The following is a 26,008-nucleotide window of genomic DNA, read 5'->3' on the forward strand; positions in this document are numbered from 1 at the left end:
CTCTGTGGGTAACCATCATCACACCTGTGACGCTGGCGGCATCGCCTGGAACGGAGCTTCCTTGTCGGTGCGCTCCTTGGTGCTCCAGGCCGCACGGCCGACTTTAATGGCGTAGAACAGAATGCTGACCACCACGAACAGGAACAATATGGTCAGCCCGGCGTTGGTGTAAGCGTTGAAGATAACGTGCTGCATCTGGTCCATGGTTTTGGCCGGGGCCAGAATCTGACCGGCATCGGCCGCCGCGCTGTATTTCTTGGCCAGAGCCAGGAAACCTACCGCAGGGTTGGCGTCGAACAGCTTGATCAAACCAGCGGTCACGGTGCAGATCAGCAGCCAGACAGCGGGCAGCATGGTCACCCAGACATAGCGCTGACGCTTCATCTTGATCAGCACCACGCTGGCCAGCATCAGGGCGATACCGGCAAGCATCTGGTTGGAGATACCGAACAGCGGCCACAGGGTATTGATGCCGCCCAGCGGATCGATCACGCCCTGATAGAGCAGATAGCCCCACAGCGCCACGCAACCGCCGGTACCGATGGCGTTGGCCGTCCACGACTCGGTGCGCTTCAGGGCCGGGACGAAGCTGCCCAGCAAGTCCTGCAGCATGAAGCGTCCGGCACGTGTACCGGCGTCGACTGCGGTCAGGATGAACAGCGCCTCGAACAGAATCGCGAAGTGGTACCAGAACGCCATGGTGTTTTCACCCGGCAGCACCTGATGGAGAATCTGCGCGATACCGACGGCCAGCGTCGGAGCACCACCGGCACGGGCCAGAACAGTGTTTTCACCGATGTCTTTCGCGACAGCGGTCAGTTGCTCCGGCGTGATGGCAAAGCCCCAGCTGGACACGGTCTGCGCAACGGTCACCACGTCACTGCCGACCACCGCGGCCGGGCTGTTCATGGCGAAGTACACGCCCGGCTCGATCACCGACGCGGCAACCATCGCCATGATGGCCACGAAGGACTCCATCAGCATGCCGCCGTAACCGATGTAACGGGCGTTCTTCTCGTTATCCAGCAGTTTGGGCGTCGTGCCCGACGAGATCAGTGCGTGGAAACCCGACACTGCACCGCAGGCAATGGTGATGAACAGGAACGGGAACAGTGCGCCCTTCCAGACCGGGCCTGTGCCGTTGGTGAACTGGGTCAGGGCCGGCATTTTCAGCTCGGGCGCCAGAATCAGGATGCCGATCGCGAGTGCCAGAATGGTGCCGATTTTCAGGAAGGTCGACAGGTAGTCACGGGGCGCAAGCAGCAGCCAGACCGGCAGCATGGCCGCTACAAAGCCATAACCGACCAGCATCCAGGTGATCTGCACGCCGGTAAACGTGAACATCGGCCCCCAGGTCGGATCCGCCGCAACCATGCCGCCGACCCAGATGGAGCCGAGCAACAGAATGACGCCGACGATGGAGATTTCACCAATGCGTCCTGGACGGATATAGCGCATATAAATGCCCATGAACATCGCGATCGGGATCGTCGCCATGACCGTGAACATGCCCCACGGGCTCTCAGCCAGGGCCTTGACCACGATCAGCGCCAGCACCGCGAGGATGATGATCATGATCAGGAAACAGCCGAACAGCGCGATGGTGCCGGGAATACGGCCCATTTCCTCGCGGACCATGTCGCCCAACGAGCGTCCGTCACGGCGCGTCGAAAGGAACAGGATCATGAAGTCCTGCACCGCACCGGCCAGCACCACGCCGGCAATCAGCCAGAGCGTACCGGGCAGATAGCCCATTTGCGCTGCCAGTACCGGGCCTACCAGCGGGCCTGCGCCAGCAATGGCTGCAAAGTGGTGACCGAAGAGGATGTGTTTGTTGGTCGGCACATAGTCCAGACCGTCGTTGTTGACCACCGCCGGTGTCGCACGCAGCGGATCGATCTGCATGACGTGAGTGGCGATGAAAAGACTGTAGTAACGATAGGCAACCAGGTAGATAGCTACCGCGGCGACCACGATCCACAAGGCGTTGATCGCCTCTCCGCGACGCAAGGCCACGACCCCAAGGGCACATGCCCCGACAATTGCGACGATGAGCCAGGGAACATGGCGCATCAGACTATTATTATTTTTCATTTTTTTATTCCAGCAGAGTTGACTAGAAGGCAAGCCATGCGAGTTTAGCGCCGGATCAGCGAAAGACCACCCCCAACCAAGGTCTAGGTCGAAATTTGATCAATTGCGGCAGATACCCGGCATAGAGGGCTGGAATGGCCTCGACAGATGGCGTTCCGATCACAAAACAGCGATGCAGAACTGTTCTGCAATTGCTTTCCGGTCTATCGTGCATGGACAACAGAATCGATCAGATAACGACCTGCCCGCTGACTCCGGTGGCGGTCACCAAGAGAGTTCATTCGATGACCGACTCACCCGAAGATCGCCGTCGTTTCAAACGCATTGCCTTTGATGCCAAGACCGATCTGAAGCAAGGCGACAAAAGCTGGAAAGTGCAACTGGTCGACCTGTCCCTCAAAGGGTTGCTGATCGACCGGCCTGATCCGTGGAACGGTGATCAGACGCAGCCCTTTGAAGTCGACATCATTCTAAGCAACGATGCCCATGTGAAAATGGATGTCGAAATCACCCATGACAACAACCGGCAACTGGGATTCGTTTGCCGGCACATTGGGCTGGAGTCAATCAGCCACCTTAGGCGGCTGGTCGAATTGAACCTCGGAGACCCCGAGGAACTGGATCGGGAACTGGCAGCCTTGATCGAACTGCAGGAATAATCATCAGGGCGAAGTTACTCGAACAGCGCATCGAGGGCCTGCTCAAGTCGCGTAACGGCAATGATCTGCAAGCCGGGCGGCGCTTCTTTCGGCGCGTTGCCCTTGGGCACGATGGCGCGCTTGAAGCCGTGCTTGGCGGCCTCCTTGAGGCGCTCCTGACCGCTGGGCACCGGCCTGACTTCACCGGACAGCCCAACCTCACCGAACACCAGCAAGTCATGCGGCAGCGGACGATTGCGCAGGCTGGACATCACTGCGGCCATCAAGGCCAGGTCGGAGGCGGTTTCCAGCACTTTCACGCCGCCTACCACGTTGAGGAACACGTCCTGATCGTGAGTAGGAATGCCACCGTGACGGTGAAGGACTGCCAGCAGCATCGCCAGACGATTCTGATCCAGTCCCAGCGTTACACGGCGCGGGTTGGACATGTGACTGTCGTCCACCAGCGCCTGCACTTCCACCAGCATCGGCCGCGTGCCTTCCCAGGTGGCCATGACCACACTACCCGGCACTTCTTCCTGCGCACGAGTGAGAAAGATCGCCGACGGGTTGGAGACTTCTTTCAGGCCCTTGTCGGTCATGCCGAACACGCCCAGCTCATTGACCGCGCCAAAGCGGTTCTTCACCGCTCGTAACAGGCGCAGGCGACCATCCGACTCGCCCTCGAAATACAGCACGGTGTCGACCATGTGCTCAAGCACACGCGGACCGGCCAGGGCGCCTTCCTTGGTGACGTGGCCGACCAGGAAGATCGCCGTGCCGCTCTGCTTGGCGTAACGCACCAGCAAGGCGGCGCTTTCACGAACCTGCGACACGCCGCCAGGGGCCGACTGCAGCTGTTCGGTGAAAATCGTCTGGATCGAATCGATCACCATCACCTTGGGCTTCTCGACCTTGGCAGTGGCAATGATGGTCTCGATGCAGGTTTCGGTCATGACCCGCAGCTTGTCCTGCGGCAGGCCCAGGCGCCGGGCGCGCATGGCGACCTGCTGCTGGGATTCCTCACCAGTGACATACAGCGCAGGCATGCGCTGGGCGATGTTGCACAGCGTCTGCAAGAGGATCGTGGACTTGCCGATGCCGGGGTCACCGCCAATCAGCACCACCGAACCGTCAACCAGACCGCCGCCGAGTACCCTGTCCAGCTCGGTGGAGTTGGTGGAGAAGCGCGGGATTTCTTCGACGCTGACCTCCGCCAGGGTCCTGATCTGCGCCTGCGAACCGGTCCAGCCAGTACGCCCGGTGGGCGGCGCGGCGGCACCGCTTTCAATCATGGTCTCGACCAGTGTGTTCCAGGCACCGCATTCGCTGCACTGCCCCGCCCACTTGGGAAATGTCGCGCCGCACTCGGTGCAGCCGTACAAGCGTTTGGCCTTGGCCATGACAACCCCAGTCGTTAGAAAACGCCCATGATAACGCAGGTTGCAACACCTGCCAGTCGCTGGGCGACGACTGCTTTTGAAAACCGGATAAAACTTACATGGACGACTCCGGTCGATTGAATGTGGCACGGGCGGCAGCAGTACGTCTGGGCTACACTCATCCGGATCAAATTTATCTGCTACAAGGAATTACCCCATGAGCGTGCTTAAGGAATTCAAGGCATTCGCGGTCAAAGGCAACGTAGTTGATATGGCCGTCGGTATTATCATCGGCGCGGCATTCGGCAAGATCGTTTCCTCGTTCGTCGGCGATGTCATCATGCCGCCGCTGGGCCTGCTGATTGGTGGCGTGGACTTCAGCGACCTGGCCGTCACCCTGCGTCCCGCGCAAGGGACTGCACCTGCGGTACTGCTGGCGTACGGCAAGTTCATCCAGACCGTCCTCGACTTCATCATCGTCGCGTTCGCGATCTTCATGGGCGTCAAGGCCATCAACCGCCTGAAACGCGAAGAAGCCAAGGCACCTACCCTGCCGCCAACACCCTCCAAAGAAGAAGTCCTGCTGGGCGAGATACGCGACCTGCTCAAAGAGCAGAGCAAACCGGCAGCGCCCATTACCGTGGATCCTGCGCGTACGCTTTGATTGAGTAAGGCCTGCACCTGCAGGCCATCGGCCCTAAGCAGTGCTTTTCAACCGCGATGGCACTGACAACGCAGAGTGCGACGTAAGTGACGGCTGAGTCCTGGCGCTGATCCGGGGGTAGCCTGGCAGGACGCCAGGCTAGCCGCACCGCGCCATGGATGGCGCGTTGCGGCGCCCCCCGGATCAGTGACAGGGCGAAGGAACCCGACGAAGTCGGGCCGGAAACGGAGCTAAGGACTTTGCTTACTTTGGTCCCTCAAAGTAAGTCGCCGAGGGGCGAAAAGGTGACCTGAGTCGAACCTCAATCTACCTGACATCACAGAACAGCTGTGTGACGCAGAGCGTGAGGAACGATAGTTATGTGACTGTCGTGCCAATGCTCGGCACGACAGCCATCGTTAGCCGCCAACCCTCACCAATACGTCTCCACCGCCACCTGCCCAGGCTTGCGTGACAGGCTCAAGCGCATCTCGCGCTGCTTGAGAATCGCCCGAGTGTCATCAATCATCTGCGGATTGCCGCACAGCATCACCCGCGAATGCTCCGGCGTGAGAGCAATGCCGGCCGCGCGCTCCAGCTCCCCGTTTTCGATCAACTGCGTAATACGTCCATTCAATGCGCCCGGATGCTGCTCGCGGGTCACCGTAGGCAGAAACAGAAACTTGTCCGCGTATTCAGCCAGGTACTCACGCTGCATCAGTTCGGCAATCAACTGCTGATAAGCCAGCTCGCGCGACTCACGAACGCTGTACACCAGAATCACCCGCTCGAACTTCTCCCAGACCTCGAAATCCTGAAGGATCGACAGAAACGGTGCGACACCCGTCCCTGTGGATAACAGCCATAGATCGCGCCCATCGACAAAGCGATCCAGGGTCAGATAACCAAACGCCTGCTTTTCCACCAACAGACTGTCGCCCTCACGCAAGCGGCTCAACTCGCTGGTGAACTCGCCATCCGGCACCACGATGGAAAAGAACTCCAGAAACTCGTCATGCGGAGAAGAAACCATCGAGTAGGCACGCCATACGACTGAACCGTCGGCCTTGGTCACCCCGAGACGCGCAAACTGTCCAGCACGAAAGCGAAAACCGGGATCACGCGTAGTGCGAAGGGTAAACAGGTTCGCGGTCAGCGGCGTGACACGCTGCAGTGTCTGTCGGGTGAATTTGTCGTCACTGACGGTCATGGTGCGCTTTGAACTCCTGAATATGGAAAACAGAGCCCAGTGTCACGCAAAGCAGGCTCGATAAACACCGGCTATTTGTGATGGATTACCCGGCAACGGGCTCTGCCGCTTAGAGTATTTGGTTCTTGGATCAGCCCTTGCAGGGTCGAACGTCCACAGAGCCGATTACCCCGACCCCTCTTGCGCGAGGGTTTCAGCCGACAGCCACAGAACACGCTGCCAAGTGCCATCAGCCCATCCGTCCGGCTGATCCGCAGCCTGACGGATTGCGGTCTATTTGTTCCTAGACTGGATAAACACCCAGCAAGGTCTGTACACGTACTGCAAGGAGGCTACATGAACACAATGGACATAAATTTCTCACAGCCCTCGCCAGCAAAAAACCTGACTCAGAGAGAAATCGAAGTCCTCAAATGGTCCGCTGAAGGCAAAACAGCTGGCGACATCGCAATGATCCTCTGCCTGAAGGAGCGCACCATTCACTTCCACATTGCCAGCGCCATTCAAAAAATGGGCGTTTGCAACAAGACGGCTGCCGCCGTACAAGCCGCACTCAGCGGGATGTTCTGACAAACGGGCAATCACCGCGTAATCAGACAGGTATCGAAACGAAAAAATACGTAAAATCGTCTGTCTCAGCGAGCCCACCTGTCATCGGGCTCACTGACATACCTTCGATTGCACAGAGTTCTCCCGCCAATGCCCCTGCTCATCAGTCCCTTCGCTGAACTTGATCTCATTCGCCAACCCGAGCAACAGGATGAGCCCCTGCAGGCCTTCGATGCCGCTGACGAGTACCTGCTCAATCATGTTGCACAAACAGGGCTGAGCCTGCCAAGCCGGGTTCTGGTGCTCAATGACAGTTTCGGCGCGCTGGCGGCAAGTCTCGCGCCGCATGCCACGGTGATCAGCAGTACCGACTCGTTTCTGGCGGCACAGGCGCTGGAAAAGAATCTGGCGCGCAACGGCATGAGCTACGACGCAGTACCGCACATTCCGGCCAGCGAAGCGTTGCAGGGGCCATTCGACTGGGTGCTGATTCGTGTGCCCAAGACCCTGGCGCTGCTCGAGGAGCAACTGATACGCCTGCAAGGCCAGCTGGCCCCCGGCGCACGGGTTATCGCTGCAGCAATGGTCAAGCATTTGCCGCGTTCGGCTGGCGACTTGCTGGAGGAATATGTCGGACCGGTCCAAGCCTCGCTGGCAGTGAAAAAAGCCAGGCTGTTGTTTGCCACGCCACAGCCCATGGAAGTGCGCACCTCGCCCTACCCGACGCGCTACCGGCTGGATGAACCGGCCATCGAACTGCTCAACCATGCCAATGTGTTCTGCCGCGACGGGCTGGACATCGGCACCCGCGCTTTCCTGCCGCATCTGCCAAAAAATCTTGGCACGGCACGGGTCGCGGACCTGGGTTGCGGTAACGGCGTACTGGCCATCGCCAGTGCGCTGGACAACCCGCAGGCGCACTACACGCTGGTCGACGAGTCGTTCATGGCCGTGCAATCGGCAGCCGAGAACTGGCAAGCGACGCTGGGTGATCGCGACGTACGGATTCAAGCAGGCGACGGTCTGGAGATGCAGGAGCCTGATTCGCTGGATGTGGTGCTGTGCAACCCGCCCTTCCACCAGCAACAAGTGGTCGGCGACTTTCTTGCCTGGCGGATGTTCCTTCAGGCCCGGGCCGCTCTGGTGACTGGCGGGGCGCTGTACATCGTCGGCAATCGCCACCTGGGTTATCACACCAAGCTGTCGCGCCTGTTCCGCGGCGTCGAACAAGTCGCCGCTACGCCGAAATTCGTGATCCTGAAAGCCCGCAAGTAACCCACGCCCACGGCACAAAAAAAGACCCCCTTGCCACGCGAGTGGCAAGAGGGTCGCAAAACGTGTCCGCAGACACGAACGGGAATTCAGTATCAGTGTGTCGTCAGGCCCGCTGCGCTCATGAACATGCGCATCAGGCTGGCCACGATGAACAGCGCGAATACGCTGCCCGCCCAGATTCCGACCAGCCAGGCCAGTCGTTGCCAGAGCGGCTTGCTCAGCGCCGGATCAGGATCGTGCATGGAATTTTTACCAGACATCGTCATTCTCCTCGGTTCGGACTAGTGATAACCGTCTGCAGCCGTCACCTTGCCGCGGAACACGTAGTAGCTCCAGAAGGTGTAGCCCAGGATGAACGGAATGATGAACAGCGTGCCCACCAGCATGAAGCCCTGGCTCTGCGGCGGCGCGGCGGCTGCCCAGATCGATACCGACGGCGGGATGATGTTTGGCCACAGACTGATGCCCAGACCGCTGTAACCCAGGAAGATCAGCAACAGGGTCAGCAGAAACGGCGTGTAGTGGGCATTGCGGGCCACCGCCTTGAACAGACCATACATGGTCACCAGCACCAGAATCGGTACCGGCATGAACCAGAACAGGTTGGGCATGCTGAACCAGCGATGCGCGATATCAGCGTGGGCCAGCGGCGTCCACAGGCTGACCACGCCCATGACCGCGAGCACCGCAAGGGCCAGCGGACGCGCCAGATCATGCATCGCCTTCTGCAGCGAGCCTTCGGTTTTCATGATCAGCCAAGTGCAGCCCAGCAGCGCATAGGCGACGATCAAGGCCAGCCCGCAGAACATCGGGAACGGCGAGAGCCAGTCCAGCGAGCCCCCGGCAAACTGGCGATCGACCACCGGAATACCTTCAATGTAGGTACCCAGCGCCACGCCCTGGAAGAAGGTCGCAGCCAGCGAGCCGCCAATGAACGCCTTGTCCCACCAGTGGCGCTTCAGTTCGGTCGCCTTGAAGCGGAACTCGAATGCCACGCCACGGAAAATCAGGCCCATGAGCATGAACATCAGCGGCAGGTACAGCGCAGACAGGACCACCGAGTAGGCCAGCGGGAATGCACCGAACAGTGCCGCACCGCCCAGCACCAGCCAGGTTTCGTTGCCGTCCCAGACCGGCGCAACGGTGTTCATCATCACATCGCGGTCGGAACTGTCTTTCATGAACGGGAAGAGAATCCCGATACCCAGATCGAAGCCGTCCATCACCACGTACATCATGATGCCGAAGACGATGATGATGGCCCAGATCAGCGGAAGATCGATACCCATGGCTTAAATCCCCTTGCCGTGACGGTCAAGATTGTCGCCATCTTCTTCGCCTTCAACAGCGGCGGAGAGCGGACGGGCCGGTGTGCGTTGCTGGCCGGGACCACCGTGAGGCACATGTTCGACATAGGCCTTCGGCCCTTTGCGAACCAGACGCATCATGTAGCCAAGGCCTGTGCCGAAGAGCACGAAGTAGACGACCACGAACAGCACCAGGGTGATGCTCATCTGCGCCACGCTGTGCCCGGACGAGGCATCGGCGGTACGCATCAGGCCGTACACGACCCACGGCTGACGGCCGATTTCAGTGGTGAACCAGCCGGCGAGAATCGCGATCAGGCCAGACGGCCCCATCCACAACGCCAGGTACAGGAACGGACGCGAGTTATACAGCGTGCCGCGCTTGCGCAGCCACAGGCTCCACAGGCCGGTGAAGATCATCAGCATGCCAAGGGCGACCATGACCCGGAACGACCAGAACACGATTGTCGAATTAGGGCGATCCTCGGGCTTGAATTCCTTGAGCGCAGGCACCTGCTTGTCGAGACTGTGGGTCAGGATCAGGCTGCCCAGGTACGGAATTTCCACCGCGTACTTGGTTCGTTCTTCCTTCATGTCGGGAATGCCGAACAGGATAAGCGGGGTCGGTTCGTCACCGACGTTCTCCCAGTGACCTTCGATGGCCGCAATCTTCGCAGGCTGATGCTTGAGCGTATTCAGACCGTGGAAGTCACCGACGACAGCCTGGACAGGCGCCACCAGCAGGGCCATCCACATGGCCATCGAGAGCATCTTGCGCACCGCAGGCGTGTCGCGGCCCCGCAACAGGTGCCAGGCGGCCGACGAACCGACGAAGAACGCCGTCGCCACGAACGCGGCAATGGCCATGTGCGTCAGGCGATAAGGGAACGACGGGTTGAAGACCACGGCGAACCAGTCAGTGGGAATGATCCGACCGTCGATGATCTCGAACCCTTGCGGTGTCTGCATCCAGCTGTTGGACGACAGAATCCAGAAGGTGGAGATCAGCGTGCCGATGGCAACCATTACCGTGGAGAAGAAGTGCAGTCTGCGGCCGACACGGTTCCAGCCGAACAGCATCACGCCGAGGAAGCCCGCTTCCAGGAAGAACGCGGTCAGTACCTCGTAGGTCAGCAGCGGCCCGGTCACAGCACCTGCGAAGTCGGAGAAGCGGCTCCAGTTGGTGCCGAACTGGTAGGCCATGACAAGCCCGGAAACCACGCCCATGCCGAAGTTGACTGCAAAAATCTTCGACCAGAAGTGGTACAGGTCACGGTAGACGTCATCGCGGGTCTTCAGCCACAGACCTTCGAGCACAGCCAGGTAACTTGCCAGACCGATGGTGATGGCAGGAAACAGGATGTGGAACGAAATCGTGAATGCGAACTGAATCCGGGCGAGATCTATAGCCTCTAAACCGAACATAAGATGTTCCTCTCTCAGATGAAACGTGCTGCCGGCCACAGGCCAACAGCGATTGCCCCCACGGTAATGAGTGCTTGTGTTTCTTTATTCTGGCGTTTCCAAAAGCGAAAACGCTGGTCGATGCACTGATCATTGCCTTAACGCAATGACGCAGATCAATCGACCATCAAAGAGTAGTCCTGTTCAGCCATTAAAGTTGTGTGGTCTATTGTCGCGTGGCGGTTTGTCTCACCTGCAGAGCAAGTGCAGACGCGGAGCCCTTCCGGACACCTATCGTTCCTCACGGCTGTGGGAATGCAGCTCGTGACGCTGCGCGTCACATCTGCGCCGCACCGCCTGCACAAGAGGACACAGAGCGCCACCCACTGCATGCCAATGCAGAGCATTGGCACGATAGGCAGTTGGCTGTGCGTTTACTGTTACAACAGCTTATCCAGCGTGATCGGAAACTCGCGGATCCGTTTGCCGGTGGCGTGATAGATCGCGTTGGCAATCGCTGCCGGCACACCCACAATGCCGATCTCGCCGACGCCCTTGGAACCCAGCGCGTTGACAATGTCGTCGTGCTCTTCGACAAACAGCACGTCGATATCACCAATGTCAGCGTTCACCGGGATGTGGTACTCGGCCAGGCTGTGGTTCATCGGACGGCCCAGGTCGTGGTCAAGCATCGCCTCTTCCTGAAGCGCCATGCCCATGCCCCAGACAACGCCACCCAGAATCTGACTGCGCGCCATTTTCGGGTTCACTACCCTGCCCGCTGCGACGGCACTGACCACACGATTGACCTTGATAGTGCCCAGATCCTCGTCGACCAGCACTTCGACGAACACCGCCGAGTGCGTGGCTGCCGCATAGGCTTCGCGCTTCTTGTCCGGCTCGGCGTCGACTTGCACCTCAATGACACCATGGGCCTGAGACGCTGCCAGTTCAGCCATCGATAGCGCCTGATCGCCGACATACAGCTTGCCCGCTTCGAAGCGCACCTCATCCGGCGTTACAGAAGCGAATTGCGGATGCAGCCCTTTGGCAACTTCCAGTACCTGACGCTGCAACGCCTGGCAGGCCTGTTGCACCGCAGTACCGACTGAAGACACCGTGAACGAGCCGCCCTGCAACGGCGCAGTCGGCAACGAAGAGTCGCCCAGCAGGAAGCTGACGTTATCCACCTCGATACCCGACGACTCTGCAGCGATCTGCGTCATCACGGTGTAAGTGCCGGTGCCGATGTCGGTGGTAGCACTGCTGACCACCAGCTTGCCGTCCGCTTGCAAGCGCGCCTTGGCGCTGGCCTTCATCTGCATGGCCTCCCAGACACCACCCGCCATGCCCCAGCCAACCAGCTGGCGGCCTTGGCGCATGCTGCGGGGCTCAGGGTTGCGGCTGGACCAGCCAAAGCGTTCGGCACCCTGTGCGTAGCATTCGCGCAATTCCTTGCTCGAATACGGCTTGTCTTCGTTACCGTTGCGCTCGGCGTAGTTGGTCAGGCGCAGGCGCACCGGGTCGATGGCCAAGGCGTAAGCCAGTTCGTCCATGGCGCATTCCAGGCCGATCATGCCCAGGGCAGCACCGGGCGCACGCATGTCGAGCGGCGTAAAGACGTCCAGCGGCACCAGTTTGTAGGTCAGCTGCACGTTGTCGCAGTGGTAGAGCATGCCGCTCCACTCCACGACGTGCTCGCTGAAGTCCTCGAAGCGCGAAGTCTGCCCGATGGCCTCATGACCGACCGCCAGCAAACGACCGTTGGCAGCCGCGCCCAGACGCAGGCGCTGAACAGTGCGCGGGCGATAACCGAAGGTGAACATCTGCTGCCGGGTCAGCGTCAGGCGCACGGAGCGCTTGAGGTGCAGTGCAGCCATCACCGCCAGCGGCAACTGATACTGCGGGCGCAGGCCAGAACCGAAAGCACCACCGACAAAGGCGGCCAGCACACGGATCTTGTCCTTTTCCAGGCCGAAGACCTTGTGCAGGTAGTCCTGACAGTTTTGCGTGCCTTGGGTCTTGTCGTGAATCTGCAAGCTGCCGTCGGCCTGATACAGGACGGTCGACGCATGCGGTTCCATCGGGTTGTGGTATTCGCTGGGCGTGCTGTACGTCACGTCCACGCTCAACGCCGAGCTGGCCAGTTCCCCCTCGAAGTTGCCACGCGGCGGCGGCAATTCGGCAGGCGCGTCATAGGCGGTGTCGAGCATAGCCTGCAGATCGGTCTGGTGCTCCTGCTGCTCGTATTCGATACGCACCAGCGAGCCGGCGTGCCGCGCCAGCTCCAGCGTATCGGCGACGACCAGCGCGAGTGGTTGGCCGCTGTACATCACGTTGTCGTTGTAAAAAGGACGAAACGGCGAACCGTCGGCCGAATCGGCGTCCTCATAGTTTTCGTCGTAACTGGCCAGCCACGGACGATTGGTGTGGTCAATGACAGCGACCACACCCGGAACCTTCAACGCTTCGCTTGTATCGATGCTGGCGACGCGACCGTTGGCGATGGTGCTGGAGACCACGCTGCCATACAGCAACCCTTCTTCAGGGTATTCGCCGGCGTAACGTGCGCCACCGGTCACTTTCAATCGGCCGTCGACGCGGTCCACAGGCTTGCCCATTGGCGAAAATGGCTGGTTCATTGGGCGCTCCCTCCTGTTGCGGCATCGCTCAGGGCACGGATGATCGCGCGGCGGGCCAGTCTGACTTTGAAACCGTTGTGCTCCAGAGGCTGGGCATCTTCAAGCATGGCGTCTGCGGCAGCGGCGAAGTTCTCGCGGGTGACCGGCTTGCCGACCAACAGTGTTTCGACGGCCTTGTCGCGCCACGGCTTGTGCGCGACACCGCCCAATGCCAGACGCACGTCGCGAATCACGTCGCCGTCCAGATCGATGGCGGCAGCCACCGATATCAGGGCAAACGCGTAGGACGCACGGTCGCGGATCTTCAGATAAGCGTTGTGGCTGACAAAGCCGTTTGCAGGCAGCTCGACGGCGACAATCAACTCATCGTCAGCCAACTGATTGTCACGTTGCGGCGCATCACCCGGCAGGCGATGGAAATCCGCGAACTCGATGGTGCGGCGACCGGCACGTCCCTGAACGTGCACCACGGCCTCCAGCGCAGCAAGTGCCACGCACATGTCGGACGGGTGAGTCGCGACGCAGTCCTCGCTGGCACCCAGGATCGCGTGAATGCGATTCAGGCCGGTGCGCGCCGGGCAGCCACTGCCCGGCTCGCGCTTGTTGCACGGCACGCCGGTGTCATAGAAGTAGTAGCAGCGGGTGCGTTGCAGCAGGTTGCCGCCGGTACTGGCCATGTTGCGCAGCTGCGGCGAAGCACCGGCCAGCACGGCTTTGCTCAGCAGCGGGTAACGCGCTTCGATCAGCGGGTGATAGGCCAGGTCGGCGTTGCTGACCAACGCACCGATCATCACACCGCCCGAGGCGGTCTCACTGACATCCCTTAAAGGCAGGCCAGTGATGTCGATCAGGTGCTCGGGCGTGGCGACGTTTTCTTTCATCAGGTCAAGCAGATTGGTGCCGCCCGCAATGAAACGCGTGGCCGGTCCGCTCAGGTTGACCGCCGCAGTGATGTCGGTCGGCTTGCTGTAGGTGAACGGATTCATGCGTTCACCTCCGGCTTCGGCGCTGCATTGTGGAACTGAGGCAGCGCCTCTTCGACGGCGGCGAGGATATTGCTGTAGGCACCGCAGCGGCACAGGTTACCGCTCATCAGTTCCTGAATCTCGGCATGCGTGCTGGCGCGCCCCTCATTGGCAAGCCCGACAGCCGAGCAGATTTGCCCGGGCGTGCAGTAGCCGCACTGGAACGCATCGTTCTTGATGAACGCCTGCTGCATGGGGTGCAACTGGTCGCCATCGGCCAGGCCTTCAATGGTGGTCAGCTCGGCGCCGTCACACATGATCGCCAGCGTCAGGCAGGCATTGATGCGCGTGCCGTCGCGCAGTACGGTACACGCACCGCACTGGCCGTGGTCGCAGCCTTTCTTGGTGCCGACCAGATCGAGCTGATCGCGCAGCAGGTCAAGCAAGGTGGTCCAGGGCAGCACATCCAGTTGGCGGAGCTGTCCGTTCAGGGTTAGGGAAATCGCGTGGGCGGCGAAGTCCTGGGGGTTCGGGGTCGTTGCACTCATGGAAACCTCACGGTAGGCGGTCACTTAGCGCACTTTTTATGCGTCTTAAGGGGTGGGACTTCGCGAGGTTTGCAACGTTCAGGCTTTCTTGATGAGCGTACTTGTCATCGAAAGGCCGTCATCCACAGGCAGCCATCCCGCCAAGCTGCTGGTATGATGCGCGGCTTTTTCCGACCCGCAAAAATCAAACGGGCTGCCCTGCAGTCTGTGCATTGCTGTTGGAGTCGATCATTCACGACGCGCGCCGCGTCACGGAGAGCCAGACATGCTGGAAAGGCTGTTTCAACTCAAGGCACACAACACCAACGTGCGGACCGAGATTCTTGCGGGCGTCACGACTTTCCTGGCGATGGCTTACATCCTGTTCGTCAACCCGAGCATCCTCGGCGAAACCGGCATGGACAAGGGCGCGGTATTCGTCGCCACCTGCCTGGCAGCGGCCATCGGCTCGACGGTGATGGGCCTGATCGCCAACTACCCGATTGCTCTGGCACCGGGCATGGGCCTGAACGCCTTCTTTACCTACACCGTGGTCCTGCACATGGGCCACAGCTGGCAGGTAGCGCTGGGCGCGGTGTTCATTTCAGCGGTGATGTTCTTCATCCTGTCCATCTTCCGCATCCGTGAATGGATCATCAACAGCATTCCCCTGCCCCTGCGTTCGGCGATTGCGGCCGGTATCGGCCTGTTCCTGGCGCTGATCGCCCTGCATAACGCCGGAATCGTGGTCAGCAACCCGGCGACCATGGTCGGCATGGGCGATCTCAAGCAGCCCGCCCCGGTACTGGCGACGCTGGGCTTCTTTCTGATCGTAGCCCTGGACTACCTCAAGGTGCGCGGCGCCGTGCTGATCGGCATCCTAGCGGTGACCCTGGTGTCCATCGCCCTGGGCTTCTCGCCGTTTGGCGGTGTGGTGTCGATGCCGCCTTCGCTGGCACCGACCTTCATGCAACTGGACATCATGGGTGCGCTGGACGTCGGTCTGGTCAGCATCATCTTCGCCTTCCTGTTCGTCGACATCTTCGACAACTCCGGCACCCTGATCGGCGTGGCCAAACGCGCCGGGCTGATGGGCAAGGACGGGCACATGCCGAAGATGGGCCGTGCGCTGATCGCCGACAGTACTGCCGCGATGGCCGGCTCACTGCTGGGCACCTCGACCACCACCAGCTACATCGAGTCGGCGGCGGGCGTCAGCGCCGGTGGCCGCACAGGTCTGACTGCCGTGGTGGTCGCCGTGCTGTTTCTGCTGGCGCTGTTCTTCGCTCCACTGGCCGGCAGCGTGCCCGCCTTCGCGACGGCACCCGCGCTGCTGTTCGTCGCCGTGTTGATGGCGTCCGGCATGGCGGAAATCGACTGGGATGACATCACGGTCGCAGCGCCAGTAGTCATCACGGCCCTGGCCATGCCATTCACCTACTCCATCGCCAACGGCATTGCCTTTGGCTTCATTTCCTGGACAGCGATCAAGCTGCTGTCGGGACGCTGGCGCGAGCTGAATTCGGCGCTGGTGATTCTGTCGATCCTGTTCGTGATCAAGCTGGGCTGGTTCAACGCATGAGTGTTCCCTTCGACCCTGCGAGCTACGACCGTCAGCTCGAAGAAAAAACCGTCCGCCTGCGCGAGTTGCTGGCGCCGTTCGATGCACCCGAGCCGCAGGTGTTCGACTCGCCACGCGAACACTATCGGCTGCGCGCCGAGTTCCGCCTGTGGCGCGAAGACCAGAAGCGCTACTACGCGATGTTCGCGCCGGGCGATAACAGGACACCGATCCTGCTCGAAGGCCTGCCGATCGCCAGCGAGCGCATAAACGCGCTGATGCCGGTGCTGCGCGAGCGCTGGGAAGCCAGCCCGACGTTGAACCACAAGCTGTTTCAGGTGGACTTCCTGACCACGCTGGCAGGCGACGCGATGATCACCCTGTGCTATCACCGCCCGCTGGACGCCGAATGGCAGGCCGCAGCCGAGCAACTGGCCGCCGAACTGGACGTCAGCCTGATTGGCCGTTCCAAGGGTCAGAAGCTGGTCATCGGCCATGATTACGTGACCGAGAAGCTCGACGTGGCTGGCCGCACCTTCAGCTACCGGCAACCGGAAGGCGCTTTCACCCAGCCCAACGGCACGGTGAACGGCAAGATGCTCAACTGGGCCTTCGATGCGCTGGGCGAGCGGCAGGACGACCTGCTGGAGCTGTATTGCGGCAATGGCAACTTCACCCTGCCGCTGGCCACCCGCGTGCGCAAGGTACTGGCGACCGAAATCAGCAAGACCTCGGTCAATGCGGCGCTAAGCAACCTGGATGACAACGGCGTGGACAACGTCACGCTGGTGCGCTTGTCCGCCGAAGAACTGACCGAAGCCCTGAATGAAGTGCGCCCGTTCCGCCGTCTGCACGGTGTGGACTTGAAGAGCTACGATTTCGGCAGCGTGTTCGTCGACCCGCCCCGCGCCGGCATGGACCCGGACACCTGCGAACTGACCCGGCGCTTCGAGCGCATTCTGTACATATCCTGCAACCCGGAAACCCTGGCCGCCAACATCGCCCAACTGCACGACACCCACAGGGTCGAGCGCTGCGCACTGTTCGATCAGTTTCCGTACACCCACCACATGGAATCGGGCGTGCTGCTGGTTAGGCGCTGAGGCCCCTCTGACTGACTATCTTGCCGACGCTCTGCGTCGGCATGTAGTTCTGGACGCTTCGCGTCCTATCGTTTCTCGCTTCCTATCTAGCACCAGAAAAATAAATATAGTGGCAGCTCAGCCGCGCCCCAAGCGACCCTCGATATTTACCTGGAGATTCTTAATCTCTATAGTTACCAGCACCCAACCAATCGCTCCATAACAGTATTTCGTGCCGATATAGAAGCAAGGGCCTTTTCATCAACTTCCTGAACACCATCGCAAAAACGGTAAACCTTAAAACTTTCACTAAAGACTGAGATTAGGCGCATGAACAAGAAAACATCAACTTCCACGCCCCCCTCGTCCAGTTCGAGTATGAGCAGCGCTTTGTACTGACCCGCATTACGCAGGGTTTTGCCATTGTGTTGAAAATAGTCCTCAAGCGCCTGACCTCTGAGTATTTCCATCCTGATCCAAGGTTCACTTTCTTGCTGAGTACTCCATTGCTTATTGACCTCCCATTTATTTATCTTCAAATCTAGAAAACTGCAGGCACTTAAAAGTTCTTCATCTTGAACATACGAGACCGGTACATCGCCCCATGCCTGGAGGATCAAATTTTCTCTTTCGGGCAACACGCCACCCGATTCCAAAGCAACAGCGTATTTATCAGTCATTACATATTCCCCGTTTCCTGCAAGCGTTTCAGACCTTTCTCCGCATTCCGGATCAACTCATCTCTTACGGACTGAGGCAGGCGTTTAAAGGCTTTATCGATCTGAGGGGCCAGCGGCTTGGAAAGATCGGGCCTGAAATCCACGATGGAGTCTTTTCCTCCACCCGATTGTATTTGAAGCTTACCATTGGGTTCGATATCAACGCGTAACAGCCGTTTGCGTCCGTTTATCACAGCCTCTACAGGCTGACCAATAGTTTCACTCGCTTTGATTATGCCTTTTGCATTTTCTAGGTTCTTTTCGCCTTCACGGTTAGAGTACGGTACGGGGGTAAAAGCGTCTTGAGCATCCAGCGTACTCTTGCTCGACCCCGGCCTCTGCAAATCAGATCGCTTCTTCAGCGCATCCTCATGCTTCAGCATCCACTGCCCCAGTCGTTCGCCTCTGGGGCTGGCTCGCATTTCCTGCGCGAGAAGGCGTGCGTCGCCTCGGCCACGTGTCAGGTATTCAACCATCGCGCCCAACAACAGCAGCACGACTTCCACGTGCCCTTTTGCGATGTCTTGAGTGGCGCTGTTCTGGGCGTAAGGATCGTCGCTCATGAACGGGTTTAGCCCTTGTTCGCGAGGCCCTTGCCATGCTGTTTTGATGCCGCTCAAGTAATAGCCGACGATGTGCGGGAATCCATCGACAACGTACTCGGCGATGGACTTCAGACCCAGCACTCCCAAAATGAAGGTACTGGTCTGTAATCCCAGCGCAGTGCCGAGAGCGCCACCGGGATAAGCACCTACCCCGAAGAAAGCTGAGCCAACCCCTGCGCCTATCAAGCCTCCGGTAAAGGCACTGCCCACTACAATCATGGCCGTCTGGGCAACAACATTGATCAAATCCTTGATGATGCTGGCGATGTCGAGGTCCGAAAAACGCTGTACCAATATGCGACCAGCCTCCCATTCAGCGAGGACGAATACCCTTCTTACGCAATCAAAACGACGAATGATCAGCGATCGCGAAGGTGCAGGTTCGTTACGGTGATTGCGAAAGTGGCCGCCTGGCTGATACCCCATGTCGTGGTTCAGCCTTTGTCGCAGCTCACTCCACGAAGGCAGCATGTGGAAAAACAACATTCAGTGTCTCCCTGACAACTCTTGATACAGCCCTTGCCAATGGAACCTACCAGAAGGCGCGCAAGAGTTTTGGGGGCACACATCAAAACAGTGAAATTCGGAAAGTTCTTACAACGCGCCAACTTGCTCAAATGTCCTTCGAGCGCTGTGCCTCTGGCTGGACATCGTTGAGCCTCATTTGTGGGAATAAGCAGCTACAACATGTAGGACTAATCTGATCCCGCGGTTGACTACTTGTCCACACGCCAACCCCACTCTAGTCTGCGTGCCGTCGCTGCTGAATCAGCGGCCGGATTTAGCGATCCGAACCATCAAAAGCATCAGTACACCGCAACCGGCCTCACGCATTACAATGCGTGAGTGCTTGTTATGGTGACTGTGTGTGGGAGGCCTTTGGGTCTGCCGGTTTCTTTGATGGCCGGTTCGCTAACCTGCGCACAGTCGCCACCCTGTTGTTTAGCGACGACAGCTGGTGACTCAACATCAAAGACTGAGTGCCCCATGAAGACCGACCCGAAACTTATCCTTTGCACCGACTGTGTAGACCCCCTGATATTCATCCGCCATCACCGTGCGCTGCGTGCCGTGCGCCTAGGGTATCAATGCTGGTTTTCCCTGCAGGACATGGCTCGGCTGATGGGCAAGGCGCTGGACGAGCGCTCGACCCGTAAACTGGACAGCGATCAACACCGCCATGTGTGGCTGCACAGTCATGGCGAATGGCAAAAATGCCTGATGATCAGCGATTCAGGCATTTACGCGCTATTGGTGCATCACTACGTGCCGGAAAACCGCGCATTGCGCCTATGGCTCAGCAGCGAAGTAATTCCGACGCTACGTAGCGAATTCACACCGCCTGCACGTCACATTACGGTGGTCTGGTGGCGTCGAATGCTTGGCCTGCCGCCTGCAAGAGAAAAGTTCGCCGCGTGAGCACTCTGCATAAGGAGCAAGGGTGCATCTGTTCATGCTCATCACCGCGAAACTGTCAGAATATTTATTAGCTTCCTATCGATACGCTGGGGTATAAACCAAAAACCTGAATCAGCTGCTTCGATGGGATCCTTTTTCTTGAGCTCCGAGTCTTCCGCGCCTTCTGTACCGGTCAAGTTGTCCAGCCAACCCGGTTTCGTCAGTTTTATCCTCTCGCGCCTGATGGCAGTGTTTGCCATGCAGATTCAGGCGGTGGTCGTTGCCTGGCAGGTCTATGACATGACCCGCGAGCCGATGGCGCTGGCCTATGTGGGTCTTGCTCAGTTCATTCCCATGTTGCTGCTGTTGATGCCTGCCGGGGATCTGATCGACCGCTACAACCGCAAGGTCATCCTGATGCTCAGTTGGGGTGTGCAGGCGATCTGTGGCGTCATTCTGCTGGTGTTCTCGGCGCTGAAGCTGCAAGACCTGCGGCTGATCTACGGCGCGCTGATGCTGTACGGCTGCGCCCGCGCCTTTACCGGTCCGGCGCTGCAAAGCCTATTGCCGCAGATCGTCCCGCGCGACCAACTGGCCTCGGCCATCGCCACCAACAGCGTGATCATGCGCTGTTCGACCGTCGGAGGCCCACTGATCGGTGGCTATCTGTACTGGCTGGGCGGCGCAGAGCTGACGTATTCGGTCTGCGTCGCAGCATTCATTGCCGGCATCCTTTTTCTGGCCCCCGTGGCAACGCCCTTTGCCGGTAAACCGGTGGAACTGGGCTCCAGCGCCTGGGGCCGGTTCACCGCGGGTATTGCCTTCATTCGCTCGCGGCCGATCATCCTTGGCACCATTTCGCTGGACCTGTTCGCCGTGCTGCTCGGCGGCGTGGTGGCGCTGCTGCCGATCTACGCCCATGAAGTGCTGCACCTCGGGCCGCAAGGGCTGGGCATGCTGCGTGCGTCGATGAGCCTGGGTGAACTGGGCGTCGGCATTTACCTGAGCATGCGCCCGTTGCAGCGCAACGTCGGCATGACCATGTTTCTCGCCGTCGGCCTGTTCGGCGTAGCGAATCTGGTGTTTGCACTGTCGACACTGTTCTGGCTATCGTGCCTGGCCCTGCTGATCGCGGGCGCGGCCGACATGGTCAGCGTATTCATCCGTTCGGCGCTAGTGCAGTTCTCGACGCCGGACAACATGCGCGGCCGGGTCAATGCGGTGAACATGCTGTTCATTGGCTCCTCCAACGAGCTGGGCGAGTTCCGCGCAGGCACCAGCGCCTCGCTGGTCGGCGCAATCCCTGCCGCAATTCTGGGGGGTGTCTGCACGCTGGGCGTGGTCGGCGCCTGGATGACGGGCTTCAAATCGTTGCGCCAGGTCGACCGTTTTGCCGACGCCTCGCCGCCGGACGTGCTCAACGCGCAGCCCGTGAAACAGGCCTGACAGCGGCAGGTTTCAGCAAAACACAGCCACGGCACAGCTTGCGCGAACCAATCAGCCCCGTTACACCTCTATACCCTCGCATTCTGCACACGACGCTGGCCGGAACGCCGGACTGGCGTATTCGCGTATCAGCAGCGACACTCATTGCACGAAAAGAAGAGGGATCCGACATGCTCTGGAAAAAAGGCCGACGCAGCGACAACGTAGTCGATGCGCGCGATGGCGGCAGCAGTGGTGGCGGCGGTGGTGGCATGCGCATCGGCGGCAAAGGGCTGGGTATCGGCGGCATCGTGATCATCGTCGCCATCGGCCTGCTGACCGGCCAGGACCCGATGCAGATTCTCGGGCAACTGACCGGTCAAGTGACCGAGCAGAGCGCCCCGCCCAGCGCGCAAACGCGTGAAGCGCCGCCGGCCAACGACCAGCAGGCGGAATTCGTGCGCAGCATCCTTGGCGATACCGAAGACACCTGGCGCGCCGTATTCGCTCAGAACGGTCGCGAATACAAGGACCCTACGCTGGTGCTGTTCAGCGGCCAGGTCAACTCCGCCTGCGGTCGCGCCACTTCGGCAACCGGTCCGTTCTATTGCCCGGCTGACCAGCAGGTCTATCTGGACATGGAGTTCTTCCGTGAAATGGCCCAGCGCTTTTCCGCCGCTGGCGACTTCGCTCAGGCTTACGTGATCGCCCACGAAGTCGGGCACCATGTGCAGACCCTGCTGGGCATTTCCGCCAAGGTCGACAAGGCTCGCCAGGCCGGGCAGAAAATGGAAGGTGCCAACGGTTTACTGGTCCGCCAGGAGCTGCAAGCGGACTGCTTTGCCGGTGTTTGGGCCTACAACGCACAAAATCGTTTGAACTGGCTCGAGCCGGGTGATATTGAAGAAGCATTGAACGCGGCCAACGCTATCGGCGATGATCGCTTGCAACAGCAAAGCAGTGGTCGAGTCGCCCCAGACTCCTTCACTCACGGCACGTCTGCACAGCGTGTACGCTGGTTCAAGGCAGGCTTTGCCCAAGGTCAAATCAATCAATGCGATACATTCGCCGCCAAGAGTCTCTGAGCACATGATTAAACCGCTTCTGGTCCTGTTGTTGAGCACTGCCTTCGTGAGCCTCGGGGCGCATGCCGAGGATCAAGCGGTCAATTCCATCAGCCCGGATCGCCTCGCCATCAATGGTGCCGAGGCGACCCTCGGGTTGAGCCAGGAGTGGGTACATCCCAAGCCGAAGATCGAACGCGTGGTGATCGTCCTGCACGGTCGCCTGCGCAACGCGCAAACCTACCTGCGCAGCATCGAACGGGCGGCCAACCAGTCCCGAGAGCGCGGCAAGACCTTGCTGATCGCCCCGCAATTTCTGGATGAAAGGGATATCGTTGCGCACCACTTGCCTGACTCGATCCTGCGCTGGCGCCAGAACAGCTGGATGGAAGGCGCAACGTCCACCGATCCCAAGCCGGTCAGCTCGTTCCTGGTGCTGGACCACATCCTCAAGCGCCTGAGCGACAGCAAGCTGTTCCCCAACCTGAAGGAAATCGTCATTGCCGGGCACTCCGGTGGTGCGCAGGTGGTGCAGCGCTACGCGATGATCGGCGGCAAGGAAGACGCGCTGCTGCAACGTGAAGGGGTGAAGCTGCGCTACGTGATCGCCAATCCGTCGTCTTACGCTTACTTCGACGCGGAACGGCCTGAACCGGTAACTGCGCAAAGCTGCCCGAACTTCAACGACTGGAAATACGGCCTCAACAAGATGCCGTTCTACTCGGGCAAGGAAAAGCCGGCTGACATCGAGAAGAATTACGTGAAGCGCGACATCACTTACCTGATGGGCGAGCTGGACACCGACCGCAATCACCCGGCGCTGGACAAGACCTGCGCCGCCGAAGCGCAAGGCGCCTACCGCCTGATTCGTGGGCAGAACTACTTCAACTATCTGCAGAAGCGTCACCCGGAAGGGCTGAACCAGCGTTTGGTGATCGTGCCGAAAGTAGGCCACAACGGCGACGGGATCTTCACATCACCGCAAGGCCAGGCGGTGCTGTTCAAGCCGTTTTGAGTGATCTGGATATAACTATCGTCCCCACGCTCCGCGTTCAACGCTACATACAAGGTTTAGACCGCCTGGAATAAAGGGCTTCCAGGCTTCTGCCCGAAGGGCGTAGGAGCGAACCGGGCGACGCTTAGTTCGTTCGCAAAGACGGTGTTTCAGTCGATGCATTTTCGGCGCTTATACAGCCCCCTTCGCGAACAAGTTCGCTCCTACGGCCTTCGGCCAGAATCAAAAGCAGACTTGTGGATCACGATGAGCGCTCCGCATTGGCACGATAAACAGCTCAGATCACCCCAGCATCCCGCGCAGCTCCGTGCAGTCCACCGCGTGCCAGTCAGTCAGCTCTGGCCATGGGTTGTCCTTCAGGTTGACCAGAATGGTCTTGGCGCCCGCCGCACGGCCGCAGTTCAGGTCATGCATGTAGTCGCCGATCATGACCATCTGCTCCGGCTCGACACTCCAGCGAGTGGCCAGCTGCAGCAAACCTGCCGGGTCCGGTTTGGGAGTCGCCTCGTCGCGGCCCAGTACATCCTCCACGGCAAAGCAGTCATCCAGGCCGATGGCCTTCAAGGTGATATAGGCCAGCTCCTGAGCGTTACGGGTGAGTATGCCCAGCTGATAACCGCGCGCTGACAATTCACGAACCAGCTCGACCGCGCCCTCGGCAGGCTGCGAAGCCAGCGCCAGCTCGCGTTCATGCTCCAGCAGCCAGGCGTGCTTGGCCGCCGATTCCTCAGCGGGCAACGCAGCAAGATGCCCAAGAATGTCGTCGTCCTGGGGGATGCCCAATTCACGTTTGATGGCCGGGAAGTCGTGGATAGGGACGGTCAAGGTACCGTCCATGTCGAACACCCAGTGCCGTATACCTTCGAGTGTCATGCCCAATCCTTACGATGTCGGATCAGCCCTTCCTGACTGACCGATGCGACCAGTTGCCCGTCGCGGTTGAAGATACTGCCGCGCGAGAAGCCGCGCGAGTTGCCTGCCCAGGGGCTGTCCATCGCGTAGAGCAGCCAGTCATCGGTGCGCAGGTCGTTGTGGAACCACAGCGAATGGTCAAGGCTGGCAACCTGCATGTCGCGCTGCCAGACGGTTTTGCCGTGTGGCAGCAATGAGGTGGTCAGCAAGTTGAAGTCAGAGGCGTAGGCAAGCATGTAACGATGCAGCGCCTGCACATCCGAGAGGCTGCCATCGGCGCGGAACCACACGTATTTCACGGGCTCGCCGGGCTTGGGATCGTAGGGATCCTCGGAGGTCACCGGGCGGAACTGGATCGGCTTGGGGCGCAGAAACTTGTCGTGCATCGCTTCAGGAATCAGGTGCGCGCGGCGGGTCAGCAACTCCAGCTCGGACGGCAGGTCTTCCGGGCCGACAATCTGCGGCATCGTCGCCTGGTGCTCGAAGCCCTCTTCGTCGTACTGGAACGAAGCGCTGCAGGTAAAAATCGGCTTGCCCTTCTGAATGGCAGTGACGTGGCGCGTGCTGAAACTGCCGCCGTCACGTACGCGGTCCACCTGATAGACCACCGGCAAACCGGCATCGCCGGGACGCAGGAAGTAGCCGTGCAGCGAGTGAACATGACGGTCCTCTTCGACCGTCTGACTGGCGGCGGACAGCGACTGACCCAGTACCTGACCACCAAACAATTGGCGAAAGCCCAGATCCTGGCTATGCCCGCGGAACAGGTTTTCTTCAATGGCTTCCAGCGTCAGCAACTCAACCAGATCATCCAGCACTTGGCTCATTCTCATTCCTCTCGTACATCGACTTTGCACTGGTACGGCAACAGCAGTCGCTGCATTTTCCGACAGGCCTCGGGCCCATCCCACTGGAACGGAATGATACAGACTTAAGATGGTTGGCTTAATTCAATCTGCACCCTGATCAAGGCTTCAGCGTCTTGAGCCACTGCTCATGGCTGATCCGGTACAGCACGTGCGGCTTGAGCGGGTGGCCGTCCTCAAGGTTCGGGTGATCGAAACTGCCGGACTCATCCTGCTGCATACCGATTGCCTGCATCACCTTTTGTGACGGCTGATTATTGACCGCCGTGAACGACACGATCTCCTTCAGCTCCAGGCGCTCGAAACCACAGCCCAAGGCGGTCCAGGCCGCCTCGCTGGCAAAGCCCAGGCCCCAGTGGTCATAAGCCAGGCGCCAGCCGATCTCCACGGCCGGTGTAAAAGGCGCCTTGAAACCCACCACATGCAGCCCGGTAAAACCGATGAACTCGCCGGTGTCCTTGCGCTCCAGCGCCCAGAGCCCGAAACCCAGTTCGGCAAAATGACCACGCAGCCGCCCGATCATGGCAGCACTTTCAAGATGGCTCAGGGGCTTCGGAAAATAGCGCATGACGCGAGGGTCCGCACTCATCCGGGCGAACGCCGGCAAGTCATCGTCACGCCACTGCCGCATCCGCAGTCGGGCGCTATCAAGCTTGAGTATCGGTTCCATCGATTCTCCCGTGTCACGAGACATGAATGGGCTTCAGTGCAGCCGTCCGCTGCGC

At 59.7% G+C, this 26,008-nt stretch carries 24 protein-coding genes; 10 read left to right on the forward strand and 14 right to left on the reverse strand.

The features are described from left to right. Window positions 1–18: 18 nt before the first annotated feature. Window positions 19–2,094, reverse strand: a complete 2,076-nt coding sequence (locus V476_RS06590; RefSeq protein WP_004416062.1) for a carbon starvation CstA family protein — start codon at window positions 2,092–2,094, stop codon at window positions 19–21. 284 nt (window positions 2,095–2,378) lie between these two features. On the opposite strand from V476_RS06590, the gene V476_RS06595 reads away from it, so the two are divergent. Next, entirely contained in the window at window positions 2,379–2,753 is a 375-nt protein-coding gene (locus V476_RS06595) for a PilZ domain-containing protein (protein WP_003313806.1), read from the forward strand. Between the two features lie 14 nt (window positions 2,754–2,767). Here the strand turns inward: V476_RS06595 and radA are convergent, their stop codons facing one another. Next, window positions 2,768–4,135, reverse strand: a complete 1,368-nt coding sequence (gene radA, locus V476_RS06600) for a DNA repair protein RadA (protein ID WP_002555235.1) — start codon at window positions 4,133–4,135, stop codon at window positions 2,768–2,770. Between the two features lie 196 nt (window positions 4,136–4,331). On the opposite strand from radA, the gene mscL reads away from it, so the two are divergent. Next, window positions 4,332–4,778, forward strand: coding sequence for a large-conductance mechanosensitive channel protein MscL (gene mscL / locus V476_RS06605; RefSeq protein WP_003313807.1), 447 nt, complete (start codon window positions 4,332–4,334; stop codon window positions 4,776–4,778). A gap of 412 nt (window positions 4,779–5,190) precedes the next feature. On the opposite strand, the gene V476_RS06610 is transcribed toward mscL, so the two are convergent. Further along, entirely contained in the window at window positions 5,191–5,967 is a 777-nt protein-coding gene (locus tag V476_RS06610) for a ferredoxin--NADP reductase (RefSeq protein WP_004416059.1), read from the reverse strand. Window positions 5,968–6,303: 336 nt separating this feature from the next. Here V476_RS06610 and V476_RS26780 point away from each other — a divergent pair, with 336 nt between their 5' ends. Both V476_RS26780 and V476_RS06620 read left to right on the forward strand, forming a co-directional pair. Beyond that, window positions 6,304–6,537: a helix-turn-helix domain-containing protein gene (locus V476_RS26780; RefSeq protein ID WP_003340758.1), complete on the forward strand. Its 234-nt coding sequence runs from the start codon at window positions 6,304–6,306 to the stop codon at window positions 6,535–6,537. A gap of 129 nt (window positions 6,538–6,666) precedes the next feature. Then, the gene (locus V476_RS06620; RefSeq protein ID WP_024649106.1) at window positions 6,667–7,791 is read left to right on the forward strand and encodes a methyltransferase; all 1,125 of its coding nucleotides are present in this window, start codon (window positions 6,667–6,669) and stop codon (window positions 7,789–7,791) included. A gap of 92 nt (window positions 7,792–7,883) precedes the next feature. Here the strand turns inward: V476_RS06620 and V476_RS06625 are convergent, their stop codons facing one another. The 6 genes from V476_RS06625 to V476_RS06650 all read right to left on the reverse strand — a co-directional run bounded on the left by V476_RS06625 (window position 7,884) and on the right by V476_RS06650 (window position 14,657). Further along, the gene (locus tag V476_RS06625) at window positions 7,884–8,051 is read right to left on the reverse strand and encodes a DUF2474 domain-containing protein (RefSeq protein ID WP_002555239.1); all 168 of its coding nucleotides are present in this window, start codon (window positions 8,049–8,051) and stop codon (window positions 7,884–7,886) included. A 21-nt stretch (window positions 8,052–8,072) separates the two neighbouring features. After that, the gene (gene cydB, locus V476_RS06630; RefSeq protein ID WP_024959311.1) at window positions 8,073–9,080 is read right to left on the reverse strand and encodes a cytochrome d ubiquinol oxidase subunit II; all 1,008 of its coding nucleotides are present in this window, start codon (window positions 9,078–9,080) and stop codon (window positions 8,073–8,075) included. A gap of 3 nt (window positions 9,081–9,083) precedes the next feature. Further along, window positions 9,084–10,523 carry a cytochrome ubiquinol oxidase subunit I gene (locus V476_RS06635; protein WP_003396216.1) on the reverse strand — a complete coding sequence of 480 codons (1,440 nt, stop codon included), beginning with the start codon at window positions 10,521–10,523 and terminating at the stop codon, window positions 9,084–9,086. Window positions 10,524–10,942: 419 nt separating this feature from the next. Further along, window positions 10,943–13,144, reverse strand: a complete 2,202-nt coding sequence (locus V476_RS06640) for a xanthine dehydrogenase family protein molybdopterin-binding subunit (protein WP_024959312.1) — start codon at window positions 13,142–13,144, stop codon at window positions 10,943–10,945. Next, entirely contained in the window at window positions 13,141–14,130 is a 990-nt protein-coding gene (locus V476_RS06645; RefSeq protein WP_016569011.1) for an FAD binding domain-containing protein, read from the reverse strand. Before V476_RS06645 ends, V476_RS06640 begins: the two co-directional genes overlap by 4 nt. Beyond that, complete coding sequence (locus tag V476_RS06650; protein WP_024959313.1) at window positions 14,127–14,657, reverse strand: (2Fe-2S)-binding protein; 531 nt, start codon at window positions 14,655–14,657, stop codon at window positions 14,127–14,129. Before V476_RS06650 ends, V476_RS06645 begins: the two co-directional genes overlap by 4 nt. Before the next feature lie 265 nt (window positions 14,658–14,922). Between V476_RS06650 and V476_RS06655 the strand changes: the two genes are divergently transcribed. Then, window positions 14,923–16,218 (forward strand): NCS2 family permease, encoded by a 1,296-nt coding sequence (locus V476_RS06655; RefSeq protein WP_003396212.1) that lies wholly within the window; start codon window positions 14,923–14,925, stop codon window positions 16,216–16,218. Beyond that, a complete protein-coding gene (gene trmA / locus V476_RS06660) occupies window positions 16,215–17,300 on the forward strand; it encodes a tRNA (uridine(54)-C5)-methyltransferase TrmA (RefSeq protein ID WP_003399943.1) in 1,086 nt (361 codons plus the stop codon). The genes V476_RS06655 and trmA overlap by 4 nt, the downstream gene beginning before the upstream one ends. A 173-nt stretch (window positions 17,301–17,473) precedes the next feature. On the opposite strand, the gene V476_RS06665 is transcribed toward trmA, so the two are convergent. Continuing rightward, window positions 17,474–17,959, reverse strand: coding sequence for a hypothetical protein (locus V476_RS06665; RefSeq protein ID WP_024664288.1), 486 nt, complete (start codon window positions 17,957–17,959; stop codon window positions 17,474–17,476). Continuing rightward, window positions 17,959–19,089: a DUF6861 domain-containing protein gene (locus V476_RS06670; protein WP_024959314.1), complete on the reverse strand. Its 1,131-nt coding sequence runs from the start codon at window positions 19,087–19,089 to the stop codon at window positions 17,959–17,961. The genes V476_RS06665 and V476_RS06670 overlap by 1 nt, the downstream gene beginning before the upstream one ends. 501 nt (window positions 19,090–19,590) lie before the next feature. Here V476_RS06670 and V476_RS06675 point away from each other — a divergent pair. The 4 genes from V476_RS06675 to V476_RS06690 all read left to right on the forward strand — a co-directional run bounded on the left by V476_RS06675 (window position 19,591) and on the right by V476_RS06690 (window position 23,505). Continuing rightward, a complete protein-coding gene (locus V476_RS06675) occupies window positions 19,591–20,022 on the forward strand; it encodes a BRO-N domain-containing protein (RefSeq protein ID WP_004416053.1) in 432 nt (143 codons plus the stop codon). Window positions 20,023–20,160: 138 nt separating this feature from the next. Further along, complete coding sequence (locus V476_RS06680) at window positions 20,161–21,447, forward strand: MFS transporter (protein WP_024640227.1); 1,287 nt, start codon at window positions 20,161–20,163, stop codon at window positions 21,445–21,447. 170 nt (window positions 21,448–21,617) lie between these two features. Further along, window positions 21,618–22,511 (forward strand): KPN_02809 family neutral zinc metallopeptidase, encoded by an 894-nt coding sequence (gene ypfJ / locus V476_RS06685; protein WP_003313827.1) that lies wholly within the window; start codon window positions 21,618–21,620, stop codon window positions 22,509–22,511. Between the two features lie 4 nt (window positions 22,512–22,515). Further along, window positions 22,516–23,505 carry a hypothetical protein gene (locus tag V476_RS06690; protein ID WP_003313828.1) on the forward strand — a complete coding sequence of 330 codons (990 nt, stop codon included), beginning with the start codon at window positions 22,516–22,518 and terminating at the stop codon, window positions 23,503–23,505. A gap of 282 nt (window positions 23,506–23,787) precedes the next feature. Here the strand turns inward: V476_RS06690 and V476_RS06695 are convergent, their stop codons facing one another. From V476_RS06695 to V476_RS06705, 3 genes are all read right to left on the reverse strand, one after another. After that, window positions 23,788–24,378: an HAD family hydrolase gene (locus V476_RS06695; RefSeq protein ID WP_024959315.1), complete on the reverse strand. Its 591-nt coding sequence runs from the start codon at window positions 24,376–24,378 to the stop codon at window positions 23,788–23,790. Further along, window positions 24,375–25,244: an acyl-CoA thioesterase II gene (tesB, locus tag V476_RS06700; RefSeq protein ID WP_003313830.1), complete on the reverse strand. Its 870-nt coding sequence runs from the start codon at window positions 25,242–25,244 to the stop codon at window positions 24,375–24,377. The genes V476_RS06695 and tesB overlap by 4 nt, the downstream gene beginning before the upstream one ends. A 139-nt stretch (window positions 25,245–25,383) precedes the next feature. After that, a complete protein-coding gene (locus V476_RS06705; RefSeq protein ID WP_003313831.1) occupies window positions 25,384–25,953 on the reverse strand; it encodes a GNAT family N-acetyltransferase in 570 nt (189 codons plus the stop codon). Window positions 25,954–26,008: the final 55 nt, after the last annotated feature.

The sequence above is a fragment of the Pseudomonas syringae KCTC 12500 genome, from assembly GCF_000507185.2.
In the GTDB taxonomy this organism is placed as follows: Bacteria; Pseudomonadota; Gammaproteobacteria; order Pseudomonadales; family Pseudomonadaceae; genus Aquipseudomonas; species Aquipseudomonas syringae.

Excerpts from the sequence above, each read along its gene's own strand:
- V476_RS06590 (WP_004416062.1), bottom strand. The coding sequence starts at position 2,094 with ATGAAAAATAATAATAGTCTGATGCGCCATGTTCCCTGGCTCATCGTC.
- radA (WP_002555235.1), bottom strand. The coding sequence starts at position 4,135 with ATGGCCAAGGCCAAACGCTTGTACGGCTGCACCGAGTGCGGCGCGACA.
- V476_RS06650 (WP_024959313.1), bottom strand. The coding sequence starts at position 14,657 with ATGAGTGCAACGACCCCGAACCCCCAGGACTTCGCCGCCCACGCGATT.
- cydB (WP_024959311.1), bottom strand. The coding sequence starts at position 9,080 with ATGGGTATCGATCTTCCGCTGATCTGGGCCATCATCATCGTCTTCGGC.
- ypfJ (WP_003313827.1), top strand. The coding sequence starts at position 21,618 with ATGCTCTGGAAAAAAGGCCGACGCAGCGACAACGTAGTCGATGCGCGC.
- V476_RS06665 (WP_024664288.1), bottom strand. The coding sequence starts at position 17,959 with ATGACTGATAAATACGCTGTTGCTTTGGAATCGGGTGGCGTGTTGCCC.
- V476_RS26780 (WP_003340758.1), top strand. The coding sequence starts at position 6,304 with ATGAACACAATGGACATAAATTTCTCACAGCCCTCGCCAGCAAAAAAC.
- V476_RS06695 (WP_024959315.1), bottom strand. The coding sequence starts at position 24,378 with ATGACACTCGAAGGTATACGGCACTGGGTGTTCGACATGGACGGTACC.
- V476_RS06655 (WP_003396212.1), top strand. The coding sequence starts at position 14,923 with ATGCTGGAAAGGCTGTTTCAACTCAAGGCACACAACACCAACGTGCGG.
- V476_RS06645 (WP_016569011.1), bottom strand. The coding sequence starts at position 14,130 with ATGAATCCGTTCACCTACAGCAAGCCGACCGACATCACTGCGGCGGTC.
- tesB (WP_003313830.1), bottom strand. The coding sequence starts at position 25,244 with ATGAGCCAAGTGCTGGATGATCTGGTTGAGTTGCTGACGCTGGAAGCC.
- V476_RS06690 (WP_003313828.1), top strand. The coding sequence starts at position 22,516 with ATGATTAAACCGCTTCTGGTCCTGTTGTTGAGCACTGCCTTCGTGAGC.
- V476_RS06610 (WP_004416059.1), bottom strand. The coding sequence starts at position 5,967 with ATGACCGTCAGTGACGACAAATTCACCCGACAGACACTGCAGCGTGTC.
- V476_RS06675 (WP_004416053.1), top strand. The coding sequence starts at position 19,591 with ATGAAGACCGACCCGAAACTTATCCTTTGCACCGACTGTGTAGACCCC.
- V476_RS06705 (WP_003313831.1), bottom strand. The coding sequence starts at position 25,953 with ATGGAACCGATACTCAAGCTTGATAGCGCCCGACTGCGGATGCGGCAG.
- V476_RS06595 (WP_003313806.1), top strand. The coding sequence starts at position 2,379 with ATGACCGACTCACCCGAAGATCGCCGTCGTTTCAAACGCATTGCCTTT.
- V476_RS06640 (WP_024959312.1), bottom strand. The coding sequence starts at position 13,144 with ATGAACCAGCCATTTTCGCCAATGGGCAAGCCTGTGGACCGCGTCGAC.
- trmA (WP_003399943.1), top strand. The coding sequence starts at position 16,215 with ATGAGTGTTCCCTTCGACCCTGCGAGCTACGACCGTCAGCTCGAAGAA.
- V476_RS06620 (WP_024649106.1), top strand. The coding sequence starts at position 6,667 with ATGCCCCTGCTCATCAGTCCCTTCGCTGAACTTGATCTCATTCGCCAA.
- mscL (WP_003313807.1), top strand. The coding sequence starts at position 4,332 with ATGAGCGTGCTTAAGGAATTCAAGGCATTCGCGGTCAAAGGCAACGTA.
- V476_RS06670 (WP_024959314.1), bottom strand. The coding sequence starts at position 19,089 with ATGTTGTTTTTCCACATGCTGCCTTCGTGGAGTGAGCTGCGACAAAGG.
- V476_RS06635 (WP_003396216.1), bottom strand. The coding sequence starts at position 10,523 with ATGTTCGGTTTAGAGGCTATAGATCTCGCCCGGATTCAGTTCGCATTC.
- V476_RS06625 (WP_002555239.1), bottom strand. The coding sequence starts at position 8,051 with ATGTCTGGTAAAAATTCCATGCACGATCCTGATCCGGCGCTGAGCAAG.